Here is a 14,204-nt window from a genome sequence, read left to right on the forward strand (position 1 = left end):
CTGCCACTGCGTCGCGAGCCGCAGGGCAGGCCGATCGCACCGGCCGGTGGACCAGCACCGGCCGCAACCCCCGTGATCCGAGTGGATCCCCCTCGGCGAAAGGCCGGCGGACCCCCGCCGACCGGCCCGCCCCGACCCGATCCCGCGCGAAGGACGAATGTGTCGACAGTGAGTGAACCCGTCAGCCTCTCAGCCCCGAGGGGGGCGGACGCAGGCCTGACCCCCAAGCAGCTTGCGGACAAGTACGGCCTGGCGGTCAGTGGCAGACGACCCGGCCTGGTCGCCTACACCAAGCAGCTCTGGGCCCGCCGGCACTTCATCTGGGCCTTCGCCACCGCCCGCCTGGTGGCCCAGTACACCGACGCCAAGCTCGGCCAGCTCTGGCAGGTCGTGACCCCGCTGCTGAACTGCGCGGTCTTCTACCTCGTCTTCGGCGTGATCCTGAAGAGCAAGGACAACTTCCCCGAGGGCACCTACACCGCCTGGCTCTGCATCGGTGTCTTCGTCTTCCAGTTCACCCAGAACGCGGTGCAGTCCGGCACCCGGGCGATCGCCGACAACCTCGGGCTGATCCGCGCCCTGCACTTCCCCCGCGCCTCGCTGCCGATCGCCTTCACGGTGATCCAGCTCCAGCAGCTGCTGATCTCGATGGTCGTGCTGGTCGGCGTCGTGCTGGCGAGCGGGATCGCCCCGGGCCGCACCTGGGTCCTGGTGGTCCCGGCGCTGCTCCTGCAGTCGATGTTCAACACCGGCATCGCCCTGGTGATGGCCCGGATCGGCTCCAAGACCAGTGACATCTCCCAGCTGATCCCGTTCGCGATGCGGGCGTGGATGTTCCTGTCCGGCGTGATGTTCAGCATCCAGGACAAGATCAACACCTGGCCGCCGTTCTGGCAGAAGGTGATGCAGCTCAACCCGGCCTCGGTCTACATGGACCTGGTCCGGCACGCCTTCGCCCCCGTCATCTACAACAAGCACCTCCCGGCGCACCAGGAGTTCCCGGCGCACCAGTGGAAGTTCGGCATCGCCTGGGCGGTCGGGATGTTCGTCGTCGGATACGTCTTCTTCTGGAAGGCCGAGGAGGAGTACGGCCGTGGCTGACACCGATCTGCGCAAGGGTCTGAGCATCCAGGACACCGACGTGGCGCGCGAGCCCACCGTGGTCGTCGACGACGTGCACATCGTCTACAAGGTGCACGGCGCCGGCTCCGGCAAGGGCAGCGCCACCTCCGCGATGAGCCGCATCATCAGCCGCAAGCGCGCCGCCGGCGTACGTGAGGTGCACGCGGTCAAGGGCATCAGCTTCACCGCCTACAAGGGTGAGGCGATCGGTCTGATCGGCTCCAACGGCTCGGGCAAGTCGACCATGCTCGCGGCCATCGCGGGCCTGCTGCCGACCGAGCGCGGCGCCATCTACACCAACGGCCAGCCCTCGCTGCTGGGCGTCAACGCGGCCCTGATGAACGAGCTCACCGGCGAGCGCAACGTCGTGCTCGGCTGCCTGGCCATGGGTATGACCCCCGCCCAGGTGAGGGCGCGCTACCAGGAGATCGTCGACTTCTCCGGCATCAACGACAAGGGCGACTTCATCTCCCTGCCGATGCGCACCTACTCCTCCGGCATGGGCGCCCGCCTGCGGTTCTCCATCGCGGCGGCGAAGACCCACGACGTGCTGCTGATCGACGAGGCGCTGGCCACCGGCGACCAGTCGTTCCAGCAGCGGAGCAAGGCCCGGATCGACGAGCTGCGCAAGTCCGCCGGTACGGTCTTCCTGGTCAGCCACGACAACGCATCGATCCGCGAGGTCTGCGAGCGGACCATCTGGATCGAAGCCGGCGAGCTGGTCATGGACGGCCCGACCGAGGAGGTCGTCGGCCGGTACGAGCGCGGCGAGCGCCCGTAGCGCCGCCCGGCCCGCACGCACGGGGCCGGTGACCGGGACACCCGGTCACCGGCCCCTGCGGCGTTCCCGGGCCCGCCCGGGGCGCCGGGCGGGCGTTCGGGCGCCTTCGGGGCGGTCGCCCGGGTGGCCCGCCGCTGCCCGGGTGAGCGCCCCGTGCGCCGGGCGGGGCGCCCTTCTCCGGCGCGGCCGGTGGTGTCAGGCTGTAAGGCGCGGGGGTGGTGTGTCGTACGGGACTCCCGGTATCGGACGCGTGTCCGACTCGGGCCGGGCGTGCGGAGCGGTGTAGAACGGGGGAGTGACTGCAGTGTCGGCTTCGGCCCAGCCCAGTAGTGAGCCAGCGGACCGTTCGATGGGGGTGACGCTGGACAAGGCGAACGCGGAGAACTTCCCCGTCGCCCCGTTCTTCCTGCCCGCCGCCTGGCGGGGAGACCTGATGGCCGTCTACGGCTTCGCCCGGCTGGTGGACGACGCCGGCGACGGCGACCTCGCCGACCCGGGCGCCGCCGCCCGGCTGCTCGGGGTGGCCGAACGGCCCCCCGCCACCCCTTCGGCCCAGAGCGGCCCGCCCACTGCGGCGGAGACCGCCTTCCGGCTCGCCCTGCTCGACGGACTGGAGCAGGACCTCGACCGGGTCTTCGAGTCCGCCCTGCACCCCGCGGCCGCCGAGGCCCCCCGCCACCCGCTGCTGCGCGCCCTCGTCCCCGTGGTGGACCGGCACGGGCTGACCCCGGAGCCGTTCCGCCGTCTGATCGAGGCCAACCGGGTGGACCAGACCACCACCCGCTACGCCACCTACGACGACCTGATCGGCTACTGCACGCTCTCCGCCGACCCGGTCGGCCGCCTCGTCCTGGCCATCGCCGGCGGCTCCACCCCCGAGCGGATCGAGCTCTCGGACGCCGTCTGCAGCGCCCTCCAGGTGGTCGAACACCTCCAGGACGTCGCGGAGGACCTCTCCCACGGCCGGATCTACCTGCCGGCCGAGGACCTCGCCCGGTTCGGCGTCACCGAGGCCGAGCTCGCCGCGCCGACCGCCAGCGGCGCGGTCCGCGAGCTGATCGCCTTCGAGGCGGAGCGGGCCCGCACCCTGCTCGACCGCGGCGCGCCATTGGTAGGTACGGTTCGGGGGAGGCTTCGACTGCTCCTGGCGGGATTCACCGCCGGGGGGTACGCGGCCCTGGCGGCCATCGAGGACGCCGGGTACGACGTGCTCGCCCAGCAGGCGAAGCCGGACAAGCGCCGCCTCGCAGCGAAGGCGGCGGCCATCTTCGCGAAGGGAAGGTGAACGCCCGAGTGGCGGCATCACCACTGGCGTCGGCGCAGGTCATGGCGGCGTACCGGTACTGCGAGGCAGTCACCGGACTGCAGGCCCGCAACTTCAGCTACGGCATCCGCCTGCTGCCGGAGCCGAAGCGGCTGGCCATGTCGGCCCTGTACGCCCTGGCCCGCCGGGTCGACGACATCGGCGACGGGGACCTCCCCGACGACCGCAAGGCCGAAGCGCTGCTGCGCACCCGCGAGCTGCTGGACGAGATCCGGGCCGGCGTGGTCGCCGAGGACGACACCGACCCGATCAAGGTCGCCCTGGCCGACGCCGCCCGGCGCTTCCCGATCCCGCTCGGCGGCTTCGACGAGCTGATCGACGGCGTCGAGATGGACCTCAAGGGCGCCGAGTACCAGACGTACGAGGAGCTCAAGGTCTACTGCCGCTGCGTCGCGGGCGCGATCGGCCGGCTCTCGCTCGGCGTCTACGGCTGCGAGGACCCGGAGCGCGGCGCGCAGTACGCCGACACCCTGGGCCTGGCGCTGCAGCTCACCAACATCCTGCGCGACCTGCGCGAGGACGCCCTGAACGGCCGGACGTACCTGCCCGCCGAGGACCTCGTGCGGTTCGGCTGCCAGCAGGGCTTCGCGCTGTCCAGGCCGCCGGCCGGGGCGGACTTCGCCGGCCTGGTGGCGTTCGAGGCCGCCCGGGCCCAGGCCGCCTTCGAGGAGGGCCTGCGGCTGCTGCCGATGCTCGACCGCCGCAGCCGCGCCTGCACCGCGGCGATGGCCGGCATCTACCACCGGCTGCTCGGCCGGATCGCCGCCGACCCGGAGTCGGTGCTGCGCGGCCGGGTCTCGCTGCCGGGCTGGGAGAAGGCGTACGTGGCGCTTTCCGGGCTCGCCGGGGGGCGTTCTTGATTCTTGCCGCAGTTCTGTCACGCTGTGTCAGCGGGGAATCACTGATGGGTGGAACCGTTTTGTCCACCGTGTTGGGCACGACCGTGCCGGGCGCGGCCGCCTCGGCCACGACCGTGTTGACCACGAGCGCCCCGGCCGCCGTCCGGCCGGGCGCCGGATGCGAGGGGGAGGGCCGATGACCGGGCGAGCCGATGCCGCGCGCCCGGCCGCCGTGGTCGTCGGCGGCGGCCTCGCGGGCATCACCGCCGCGCTGCGGCTGGCCGAGGCCGACCACCGGGTCACCCTGGTCGAGGGGCGCCCCCGGCTGGGCGGCCTGGCCTTCTCCTTCCAGCGCGGCGAGCTGACCGTCGACAACGGCCAGCACGTCTACCTGCGCTGCTGCACCGCCTACCGCGGCCTGCTGGACCGCCTCGGCGCCGGCCGGCTGGTCCACCTCCAGGACCGGCTGGACGTGCCGGTGCTCGGCGTCTCCGGCCCCGAGGGCGCTCCCGAGCGGACCCTGGGCCGGCTGCGCCGGGCCGGCCTGCCCGTCCCGCTCCACCTGGCCGGCAGCCTGGCCCGCTACCCGCACCTGGGCCCGGCCGACCGCGCCCGGGTGGTCCGCGGCGCGCTCGCGCTGCAGGGCCTGGACCTGGCCGACCCGGCCCTGGACGCCGTCTCCTTCGGCGCCTGGCTGCGCGGCAACGGGCAGAACGACCGGACCGTCGCCGCCCTCTGGGACCTGGTCGGCGTGGCCACCCTGAACGCCCGGGCCGACCAGGTGTCGCTGGCGCTGGCCGCGATGGTGTTCAAGACCGGCCTGCTCTCCGATCCGGGTGCCTCCGACATCGGCATGGCGGCCGTCCCGCTCGGCCGGATCCACCACGACCGGGCGCTCGCCGAGCTGGAACGGGCCGGCGTCACGGTGCTGCTGCGCGCCCGGGCCGCCGAGCTCAAGCCGGCCGCGCCGCAGCACGCCGTCCGGCTGGAGGGCGGCGAGCTGCTCACCGCCGACACCGTGGTGCTGGCCGGCGCCCAGGACACCGCCGTGGCGCTGCTGCCGCCGGACGCCGTCCCCGGGCAGGACCGCCTGGCCGGCTTCGGCACCGCGCCGATCCTCAACGTCCACGTGGTCTACGACCGCAAGGTGCTGCGCCGCCCGTTCTTCGCCGCGCTCGGCTCGCCGGTGCAGTGGGTCTTCGACCGCACCGAGCACTCCGGCCTGGCCGGCACCGCGCTCGGCCGGGCGCACCCCGGCGCCCAGTACCTGGCCCTCTCGCAGTCCGCGGTGCAGGACGAGATCGACCTGCCGGTGGCCGAGCTGCGCCGCCGCTACCTGCCGGAGCTGGCCCGCCTGCTCCCGGCCGCCGGCGGCGCCGAGGTGCTGGACTTCTTCGTCACCCGCGAACGCACCGCCACCTTCGACCCGGCCCCGGGCACCGCCGCCGTGCGGCCGTCCGCCCGGACGAGGGTCCCGGGCCTGCTGCTGGCCGGCGCGTGGACGGCCACCGGATGGCCCGCCACCATGGAAGGCGCCGTCCGCAGCGGCCACGCCGCCGCCGACGCCGCGCTGGCCGCCGCCGGCACCCGGCTCCCGGTGGACCGGGGCGACGGGAGGTGGCCCAGGTGACCCAGGGCCCCGCCGCCGGCCCCGGCGACCCCGCGAGAGCCGGCGGGTCCGCCGCCGTCGGCCGTACCGGTCTCATCGACATCGCAAGCGCCCGGCCGTCCCGTGCGGCCCGGCACCACCAGGGAGAGGGAACGCACGTGGAGTCACGCACCGGCACTGCCGTCGGAGGCACGGCGCACGCCGAACCGGTCTCGGTGCCGGAACTGCTCGCCCGTAGCCGAACGCTCTGCACCCCGCCGCTGAAGGCCGCCGTCGCCCGTCTGGCGGCACCGATGGACACCGTTGCCGCGTACCACTTCGGCTGGATCGACCGGGACGGCACGCCGTCCGCGGGGGACGGCGGCAAGGCCGTCCGCCCGGCCCTGGCGCTGCTCTCCGCCCAGGCCGTGGGCGCTCCGGCCGAGGCCGGCGTACCCGGCGGGGTGGCCGTTGAACTGGTGCACAACTTCTCCCTGCTCCATGATGATCTGATGGACGGTGACGAGACCAGACGGCACCGGGCCACCGCCTGGACGGTCTTCGGTCCGGCCCAGGCGATCCTGGTCGGCGACGCACTGGCGACGCTCGGTACCGAGGTGCTGCTCGACGCGGCCACCTCCGGTGACGCGAGCGCCACCGACGCCGCGCGCGCCGTCCGCCTGCTCACCACCGCGACCCGCAAACTCATCGACGGCCAGGCCATGGACGTCGCCTTCGAGCAGCGGGACAGCGTCACCGTCAACGAGTGCCTGGAGATGGAGGGAGGCAAGACCGCCGCCCTGCTCGCCGCCGCCTCGGCGATCGGCGCCGTCCTGGCCGGCGCCGACGACCGCGTCTCGGGCGCGCTGGAGCGCTACGGACACCACCTGGGCCTGGCGTTCCAGGCGGTGGACGACCTGCTCGGCATCTGGGGCGCCACCGAGGTCACCGGCAAGCCGCACTGGGGCGACCTGCGCCAGCGCAAGAAGTCGCTGCCGGTCGCCGCCGCCCTCGCGGAGGGCGGTGCCGCCTCCCGCAAGCTCGCCGAGCAGCTGGCCGACCCGACCGGCCGCGGCGAGGAGAGCGAGCCCGAGCTCGCCGCCCGCGCCGCCCTGATCGAGGAGGCCGGCGGCCGCGCCTGGACCCGGGAAGAGGCCCGCCGCCAGCACACGACTGCCCTCGCCGCCCTGGACGAGGTGCCCATGCCCGACGCGGTGCGCGAGCACTTCGTCGCACTCGCCGAATTCGTGGTGGTACGAGAGAGGTGACGTTACGTTGACAGCAACCGCGGACGGCCGGCTCGACCCTGAGTACGATTCCGAGCCGGTCGCGGTGGGCGACCGCCCGCCGGCGCTGCTGAGCGCCGGCCGGTGGCAGCCCGCGGGGCCCGAGCCGGTACGGGCGGCCGAGGCGCCCGACCAGCCGCCCGGGCCCGCCTCCGCCGAGGAGGCCCTGGCCCGGGCCACCACCCACCTGCTCTCGCTGCAGAGCTCCGAGGGCTGGTGGAAGGGAGACCTGGAAACCAACGTCACCATGGACGCGGAGGACTTACTGCTCCGGCAGTTCCTCGGGATCCGGACGGAGGACCAGACCAAGGCCACCGCGGAGTGGATCCGCTCCCAACAGCGGGAGGACGGCACCTGGTCCACCTTCCACGGCGGGCCGCCCGAGCTCTCCACCACCGTCGAGGCCTACGTCGCCCTCAGACTCGCCGGCGACGACCCGAACGACCCGCACATGGCCGCCGCCGCCCGCTACGTGAGATCCGCCGGCGGCATCGCGGCCGCCCGGGTCTTCACCCGGATCTGGCTCGCGCTCTTCGGCTGGTGGCCCTGGGAACGGCTGCCCGAGATGCCGCCCGAGATCATGTTCCTGCCCAAGTGGCTCCCGCTGAACATCTACGCCTTCGGCTGCTGGGCCCGCCAGACCATCGTGCCGCTGACCATCGTCTCGGCCCACCGCCCGGTCCGCCCCGCGCCCTTCCCGCTCAGCGAGCTGCACACCGACCCGGACCACCCCTTCCCCGAGCGCCCGCTCGCCCCCGCCACCAGCTGGGACGGCGTCTTCGAACGCCTGGACAAGGTCCTGCACGCCTACCACCGCAGGGCCCTGCGCCCGCTGCGCCGGCTCGCCGTCTCCCAGGCCTGCCGCTGGATCGTCGAACGCCAGGAGGCGGACGGCTGCTGGGGCGGCATCCAGCCGCCCGCCGTCTACTCGCTGATCGCCCTGCACCTGGAGGGCTACGAGCTCGACCACCCGGTGATGCAGGCCGGGCTCTCCTCCTTCGACCGCTTCACCGTGCACACCGAGGACGGCCGCCGCTGGCTGGAGGCCTGCCAGTCCCCGGTCTGGGACACCTGCCTGGCCACCATCGCGCTGGTCGACGCCGGGCTGCCGGCCGACCACCCCGCCCTGGTCTCCGCCGTCGACTGGATGCTCGCCGAGGAGATCACCCGGCGCGGCGACTGGTCCGTGCAGCGGCCCTCGCTCGCCCCCGGCGGCTGGGCCTTCGAGTTCGAGAACGACACCTACCCCGACATCGACGACACCGCCGAGGTGGTCCTCGCGCTGCGCCGGGTCCACCACCCCGACCCCGGCAAGGTCGGCGGAGCGGTCGACCGCGGCGTCGGCTGGAACCTCGGCATGCAGTCCAAGAACGGCGCCTGGGGCGCGTTCGACGTCGACAACACCAGCACCCTGCCCAACAAGCTGCCGTTCTGCGACTTCGGCGAGGTGGTCGACCCGCCGTCCGCCGACGTCACCGCGCACGTGGTGGAGATGCTCGCCGAGGTCGGCAAGGCCAAGGACCCGCGCACCCGGCGGGGCGTCGAGTGGCTGCTGCGCAACCAGGAGGCGGACGGCTCCTGGTTCGGCCGCTGGGGCACCAACTACATCTACGGCACCGGCTCGGTGCTGCCCGCCCTCGTCGCCGTCGGCGTCCCGGACGAGCACCCCGCGATCCGCCGCGCCGTCCGCTGGCTGGAGGACCGGCAGAACACCGACGGCGGCTGGGGCGAGGACATGCGCTCCTACGACGACCCGGTCCGCTGGGCCGGGCGCGGCGACTCCACCGCCTCGCAGACCGCCTGGGCGCTGATGGCCCTGCTCGCGGCCGGCGAGGGCCCCGACGGCCGGGCCAACCCGGCGGTCGAGCGCGGCGTCGACTGGCTGGTCCGCACCCAGCTGCCCGAGGGCACCTGGGACGAACCGCAGTTCACCGGCACCGGCTTCCCCTGGGACTTCTCCATCAACTACCACCTGTACCGGCTGGTCTTCCCGGTCACCGCACTGGGCCGGTACCTGCACGGCAACCCCGCCACCGGCCGCCCGGCCACCGGCACCCCGGCGATCGGGGCGGCCCGGTGAACCCTGCCCCGCTGCTGGTGCTCTGCGCGCTCGGCCCCGAGGTCTGGGCCCTGCGCGGAGGGGACTGGCGCGGCGCGGCCGGCGGTCCACCGGTGCTCGTGCGCACCGGCGTCGGGCGGCGGCGCGCCTCGCACGCCGTACGACGGCTGCTCACCTCGGCCCCCGGCGGCTACGGCGCCGTCGTGGTGGCCGGCTTCGGCGCCGCCGTCGGGCCCGGTGTGGCCCCCGCCGACATCATCGTCGCGGACGGGGTGCGCGACGCCGAGGGGAACCACTTCGCCGTCGACTCCGGCCCGGACCTCACCCGGGCCCTGACGGCGCGCGGCCTCACCGCCCACACCGGCACCCACCACACCGCCGACCACGTGGTGCGCGGCCTGGAACGGCGCGCCCTGCACCTGCAGGGGGCGCTCGCCGTCGACATGGAGGCCGCCGCCGTCCTCGCCGCCCTGCACGAACTCCGCCCGGTGCTGCCCGCGGCCGTCCTGCGGGTGGTGGTCGACACCCCCGAACACGAACTGCTGCGCCCGGGCACCCTGCCGGCCGGCGTCCGGGCCTGGCGCACGCTGCGGGCCGCCGTGCCCGCGCTGGTCGACTGGCACGAACAGAACCGGCCGGACCGGCGGCGCCCGGCACCCGGCGCCCTCACCCACCCCACACCCTCGATCCCCCAGGAGGCGAGCTAGCCATGGCCATGCCGCTGCGCCAGACCGTGCGGGTCAGTACCTACCTCATGCAGCAGAAGCTCAGGCGGCGGGAGAAGTTCCCGCTGATCGTCGAACTGGAACCGCTCTTCGCCTGCAACCTGGCCTGCGAGGGGTGCGGCAAGATCCAGCACCCGGCGGGCGTGCTGAAGCAGCGGATGCCGGTCGCGCAGGCTGTCGGCGCGGTGCTGGAGTCGGGTGCGCCGATGGTCTCGATCGCCGGCGGAGAGCCGCTGATGCACCCGCAGATCGACGAGATCGTGCGGCAGCTCGTCGCGCGCCGCAAGTACGTCTTCCTCTGCACCAACGCCCTGCTGATGCGCAAGAAACTCGACAAGTTCACGCCCTCGCCCTACTTCACCTTCACCGTGCACATCGACGGGCTGCGCGAGCGGCACGACGCCTCGGTGGCCAAGGAGGGCACCTTCGACGAGGCGGTGGAGGCGATCAAGGAGGCCAAGCGCCGCGGCTTCCGGGTCACCACCAACAGCACGTTCTTCAACACCGACACCCCGCAGACCATCATCGACGTCCTGGACTACCTCAACGACGAACTCCAGGTCGACGAGATGATGATCTCCCCGGCGTTCGCCTACGAGAAGGCCCCCGACCAGGAGCACTTCCTCGGTGTCGAACAGACCCGGGAGCTCTTCCGCAAGACCTTCGCCGGCGGCAACCGGCGCCGCTGGCGGCTCAACCACAGCCCGCTCTTCCTGGACTTCCTGGAGGGCAAGGTCGACTTCGAGTGCACCGCCTGGGGCATCCCCAACTACTCGCTGTTCGGCTGGCAGCGCCCCTGCTACCTGATGGCGGACGGCTACGTCGCCACCTACCGCGAGCTGATCGAGGAGACCGACTGGTCGAAGTACGGCCGCGGCCGGGACGCCCGCTGCGCCAACTGCATGGCGCACTGCGGCTACGAGCCGACCGCCGTGCTCGCCACCATGGGCTCGCTCAAGGAATCGCTGCGTGCGATCACCGACACCGTCGGCGCCAACCGCCGCCGCTGATCGCACCCCCCGCCCGGCACGGGAACGGCCTCCCGGGCCGGGCGGCCCCTGCACCAGGGGTACCGCCGCACCAGCGGTACCACCGGTACCACCGCACCACCCCGAGTCGTGAGGTGAACACATGTCACTGCTCTCCAGCGTCAAGTCCCCGGCCGACCTGCGGAAGATCCCGGCCGCCGAGCTACCACTCCTCGCCGACGAGATCCGCGACTTCCTGATCGACGCCGTCACCCGGACCGGCGGCCATCTCGGCCCCAACCTCGGCGTGGTGGAGCTGACCATCGCCCTGCACCGGGTCTTCGACTCGCCCTACGACCGGATCGTCTGGGACACCGGCCACCAGAGCTACGTCCACAAACTGCTCACCGGACGGCAGGACTTCTCGAAACTGCGCAGCAGGGGCGGGCTCTCCGGTTATCCCTCGCGCTCCGAGTCCGAACACGACCTGGTCGAGAACTCGCACGCCTCCACCGCGCTGTCCTACGCGGACGGCCTGGCCAAGGCGGCCCGTCTGCTCGGCCAGTACGACCGGCAGACCGTCGCGGTCATCGGCGACGGCGCCCTCACCGGCGGGCTCGCCTGGGAGGCGCTCAACAACATCGCCGAGGCCCGGGACCGGCCGCTGGTCATCGTCGTCAACGACAACGAGCGCTCCTACGCCAAGACCATCGGCGGCCTGGCCAACCACCTCGCCACACTGCGCACCACCCAGGGCTACGAGCGCTTCCTCGCGCTCGGCAAGGGCGCCCTGCAGCGCACCCCGCTGGTCGGCCAGCCGATCTTCGACGCGCTGCACGGCGCCAAGAAGGGGTTCAAGGACGCCTTCGCCCCGCAGGGCATGTTCGAGGACCTCGGGCTCAAGTACCTCGGGCCGATCGACGGGCACGACCTGCCGGCGATCGAGCAGGCGCTGCGCCAGGCGCGCGGCTTCGGCGGTCCGGTGATCGTGCACTGCCTGACCGTCAAGGGCCGCGGCTACCGCCCGGCCGAACAGGACGAGGCGGACCGGTTCCACGCGGTGGGCCCGATCGACCCGTACACCTGCCTGCCCATCTCGCCGAGCGGCGGGGTCTCCTGGACGTCCGTGTTCGGCGACGAGATGTACGCCCTGGGGGCGGAGCGGCCGGACCTGGTCGCGATCACCGCGGCGATGCTCCAACCGGTCGGGCTCGCCAAGTTCGCCAAGGCCTTCCCGGAGCGGACCTTCGACGTCGGCATCGCCGAGCAGCACGCCGTGACCAGCGCGGCCGGGCTGGCCACCGGCGGGCTGCACCCGGTCGTGGCGGTGTACGCGACCTTCCTCAACCGGGCCTTCGACCAGGTGCTGATGGACGTCGCCCTGCACCGGCTGGGCGTCACCTTCGTCCTGGACCGCTCCGGCGTGACCGGCCCGGACGGCGCCTCGCACAACGGCATGTGGGACATGTCGATCCTCCAGGTCGTCCCCGGCCTGCGGCTCGCCGCACCGCGCGACGCCGACCAGCTGCGGGCACAGCTGCGCGAGGCGGTGGACGTCGCGGACGCCCCGACCGTGGTCCGCTTCCCGAAGGCGAACATCGGGCCGGCCGTCCCCGCGGTGGAGCGGGTCGGCGGCGTGGACGTGCTGCTGCGCACCGGCGAGCTGCCGGAGATCCTGCTGGTCGCGGTCGGCACCACGGCCGGCGCCGGGCTGGACGCGGCCCGGCTGCTGCTGGCCGAGGGGTTCACCGCGACCGTCGTCGACCCGCGCTGGGTCAAGCCGGTCGACCCGGCCCTCGCCGTGCTGGCCGCCGAGCACCGGCTGGTCGTCACCGTCGAGGACAACGGTCGCACCGGCGGTGTCGGCGCCGCGGTCGCCCAGGCACTGCAGGACGCCGGCGTGGACGTCCCGGTGCGGGTGCTCGGCCTGCCGCAGGAGTTCCTCGGGCACGCCGCCCGCGGCGAGATCCTGGAGGAGACCGGCCTGACCGGCACCGGGGTCGCCGCCCAGACCGCCGCCTTCGCCAAGAACCTGCTACCGACCCGAGGAGCGAAACAGCGCCATGCCGGCTGACCCCGACCGAACCGGTCCCCGCTTCGACCTCGCCGCCCTGATCGCCGAACGCGGCGCCGAGCGTTACGAGTTGCACAGCCGCTACCTGAATCCGCAGCTGCCGCGGATGCTGCACACGATCGGCTTCGACAAGTACTACGAGCGCGCCGAGGGTCCGTACTTCTACGACGCCGAGGGCAACGAGTACCTGGACATGCTGGCCGGGTTCGGCATCTTCGCCCTGGGCCGCCACCACCCGGTGGTGCGCTCGGCGATCCAGCAGGTGATGGACCTCGACCTGCCGGACCTGGTCCGCTTCGACTGCTCGCCGCTGCCCGGCCTCTTCGCCGAACGGCTGCTCTCGTACGCGCCCGGGCTCGACCGCGTCTTCTTCGGCAACAGCGGCACCGAGGCGGTCGAGACGGCGCTCAAGTTCGCGCGGTACGCGACCGGCCGCCGGCGGATCCTCTACGCGGACCACGCCTTCCACGGGCTGACCACCGGCTCGCTCTCGGTCAACGGGGAGAGCGGGTTCCGCAAGGGCTTCGACCCGCTGCTGCCGGACACCGCCGTCCCACTGGGCGATCTCGCGGCCCTGGCCAAGGAGTTGAAGAAGGGCGACGTCGCGGCGCTGATCGTGGAGCCGATCCAGGGCAAGGGCGTGCAGGCGCCGCCGCCGGGCTGGCTGCGCGAGGCGCAGGAGCTGCTGCACGCGCACAAGGCGCTGCTGATCTGCGACGAGGTGCAGACCGGCGTCGGCCGCACCGGCGACTTCTTCGCCTACCAGCACGAGGAGGGCGTGCTGCCGGACCTGGTCTGCGCGGCCAAGGCGCTCTCCGGCGGCTACGTGCCGGTCGGGGCGACACTCGGCAAGAGCTGGATCTTCGAGAAGGTGTACTCCTCGATGGACCGGGTGCTGGTGCACTCGGCCAGCTTCGGCTCCAACGCGCAGGCGATGGCGGCGGGCCTGGCCACCCTGGAGGTGATGCGGGACGAGAAGGTGGTCGAGAACGCGGGCCGGATCGGCGACCTGTTCCGCGAGCGGCTGGCGGCGCTGGTCGACCGGTACGAGCTGCTGGCCGAGGTCCGCGGCCGGGGCCTGATGATCGGCATCGAGTTCGGCCGTCCGAAGTCGCTCAAGCTGCGGACCGGCTGGACGGCGCTGCAGGCCGCCCGGAAGGGCCTGTTCGCGCAGATGGTGGTCGTCCCGCTGCTGCAGCGGCACCGCATCCTCACCCAGGTGTCCGGGGACCACCTGGAAGTGATCAAACTGATTCCGCCGCTGATCATCACCGAGCGGGACGTCGACCGTTTCATGGACGCTTTCGTCGACGTGATGGACGACGCCCACCGGGGGAGCGGGCTGATGTGGGACTTCGGCCGGACCCTGGTGAAGCAGGCGGTCGGCAACCGCTAGGTCCTGTCCGGTCCCAGAGCCTCTCGTTCGGGGCACCGTGGA

11 protein-coding genes are annotated in these 14,204 nt (G+C 73.0%); all 11 read left to right on the forward strand.

The genetic code is table 11. The annotated features are described in order from the left end of the window. Positions 1-159 precede the first annotated feature (159 nt). The gene (locus tag RMN57_RS30730) at positions 160-1,101 is read left to right on the forward strand and encodes an ABC transporter permease (protein WP_313766551.1); all 942 of its coding nucleotides are present in this window, start codon (positions 160-162) and stop codon (positions 1,099-1,101) included. Continuing rightward, positions 1,094-1,903 carry an ABC transporter ATP-binding protein gene (locus RMN57_RS30735; RefSeq protein WP_313766552.1) on the forward strand — a complete coding sequence of 270 codons (810 nt, stop codon included), beginning with the start codon at positions 1,094-1,096 and terminating at the stop codon, positions 1,901-1,903. Before RMN57_RS30730 ends, RMN57_RS30735 begins: the two co-directional genes overlap by 8 nt. 349 nt (positions 1,904-2,252) lie before the next feature. Continuing rightward, positions 2,253-3,188, forward strand: a complete 936-nt coding sequence (gene hpnC, locus RMN57_RS30740; protein ID WP_313766553.1) for a squalene synthase HpnC — start codon at positions 2,253-2,255, stop codon at positions 3,186-3,188. Between the two features lie 41 nt (positions 3,189-3,229). Continuing rightward, positions 3,230-4,087, forward strand: a complete 858-nt coding sequence (gene hpnD, locus RMN57_RS30745) for a presqualene diphosphate synthase HpnD (protein WP_313768025.1) — start codon at positions 3,230-3,232, stop codon at positions 4,085-4,087. A 175-nt stretch (positions 4,088-4,262) separates the two neighbouring features. Then, the gene (gene hpnE / locus RMN57_RS30750) at positions 4,263-5,696 is read left to right on the forward strand and encodes a hydroxysqualene dehydroxylase HpnE (RefSeq protein WP_313766554.1); all 1,434 of its coding nucleotides are present in this window, start codon (positions 4,263-4,265) and stop codon (positions 5,694-5,696) included. 137 nt (positions 5,697-5,833) lie between these two features. Next, a complete protein-coding gene (locus tag RMN57_RS30755) occupies positions 5,834-6,922 on the forward strand; it encodes a polyprenyl synthetase family protein (RefSeq protein WP_380233500.1) in 1,089 nt (362 codons plus the stop codon). Positions 6,923-6,929: 7 nt separating this feature from the next. After that, positions 6,930-9,020 (forward strand): squalene--hopene cyclase, encoded by a 2,091-nt coding sequence (shc, locus tag RMN57_RS30760; protein WP_313766555.1) that lies wholly within the window; start codon positions 6,930-6,932, stop codon positions 9,018-9,020. Beyond that, on the forward strand, positions 9,017-9,706 hold the full coding sequence (locus RMN57_RS30765) for a 1-hydroxy-2-methyl-2-butenyl 4-diphosphate reductase (protein WP_313766556.1): 690 nt from the start codon (positions 9,017-9,019) through the stop codon (positions 9,704-9,706). The genes shc and RMN57_RS30765 overlap by 4 nt, the downstream gene beginning before the upstream one ends. Positions 9,707-9,708: 2 nt before the next feature. After that, positions 9,709-10,734 (forward strand): adenosyl-hopene transferase HpnH, encoded by a 1,026-nt coding sequence (gene hpnH / locus RMN57_RS30770; RefSeq protein WP_313766557.1) that lies wholly within the window; start codon positions 9,709-9,711, stop codon positions 10,732-10,734. Positions 10,735-10,855: 121 nt separating this feature from the next. Then, a complete protein-coding gene (gene dxs, locus RMN57_RS30775) occupies positions 10,856-12,766 on the forward strand; it encodes a 1-deoxy-D-xylulose-5-phosphate synthase (protein WP_313766558.1) in 1,911 nt (636 codons plus the stop codon). Further along, the gene (locus RMN57_RS30780; RefSeq protein WP_313766559.1) at positions 12,756-14,162 is read left to right on the forward strand and encodes an aspartate aminotransferase family protein; all 1,407 of its coding nucleotides are present in this window, start codon (positions 12,756-12,758) and stop codon (positions 14,160-14,162) included. The genes dxs and RMN57_RS30780 overlap by 11 nt, the downstream gene beginning before the upstream one ends. Positions 14,163-14,204: the final 42 nt, after the last annotated feature.

Source organism: Kitasatospora sp. CM 4170 (assembly GCF_032110285.1).
Lineage (GTDB): Bacteria > Actinomycetota > Actinomycetes > Streptomycetales > Streptomycetaceae > Kitasatospora > Kitasatospora aburaviensis.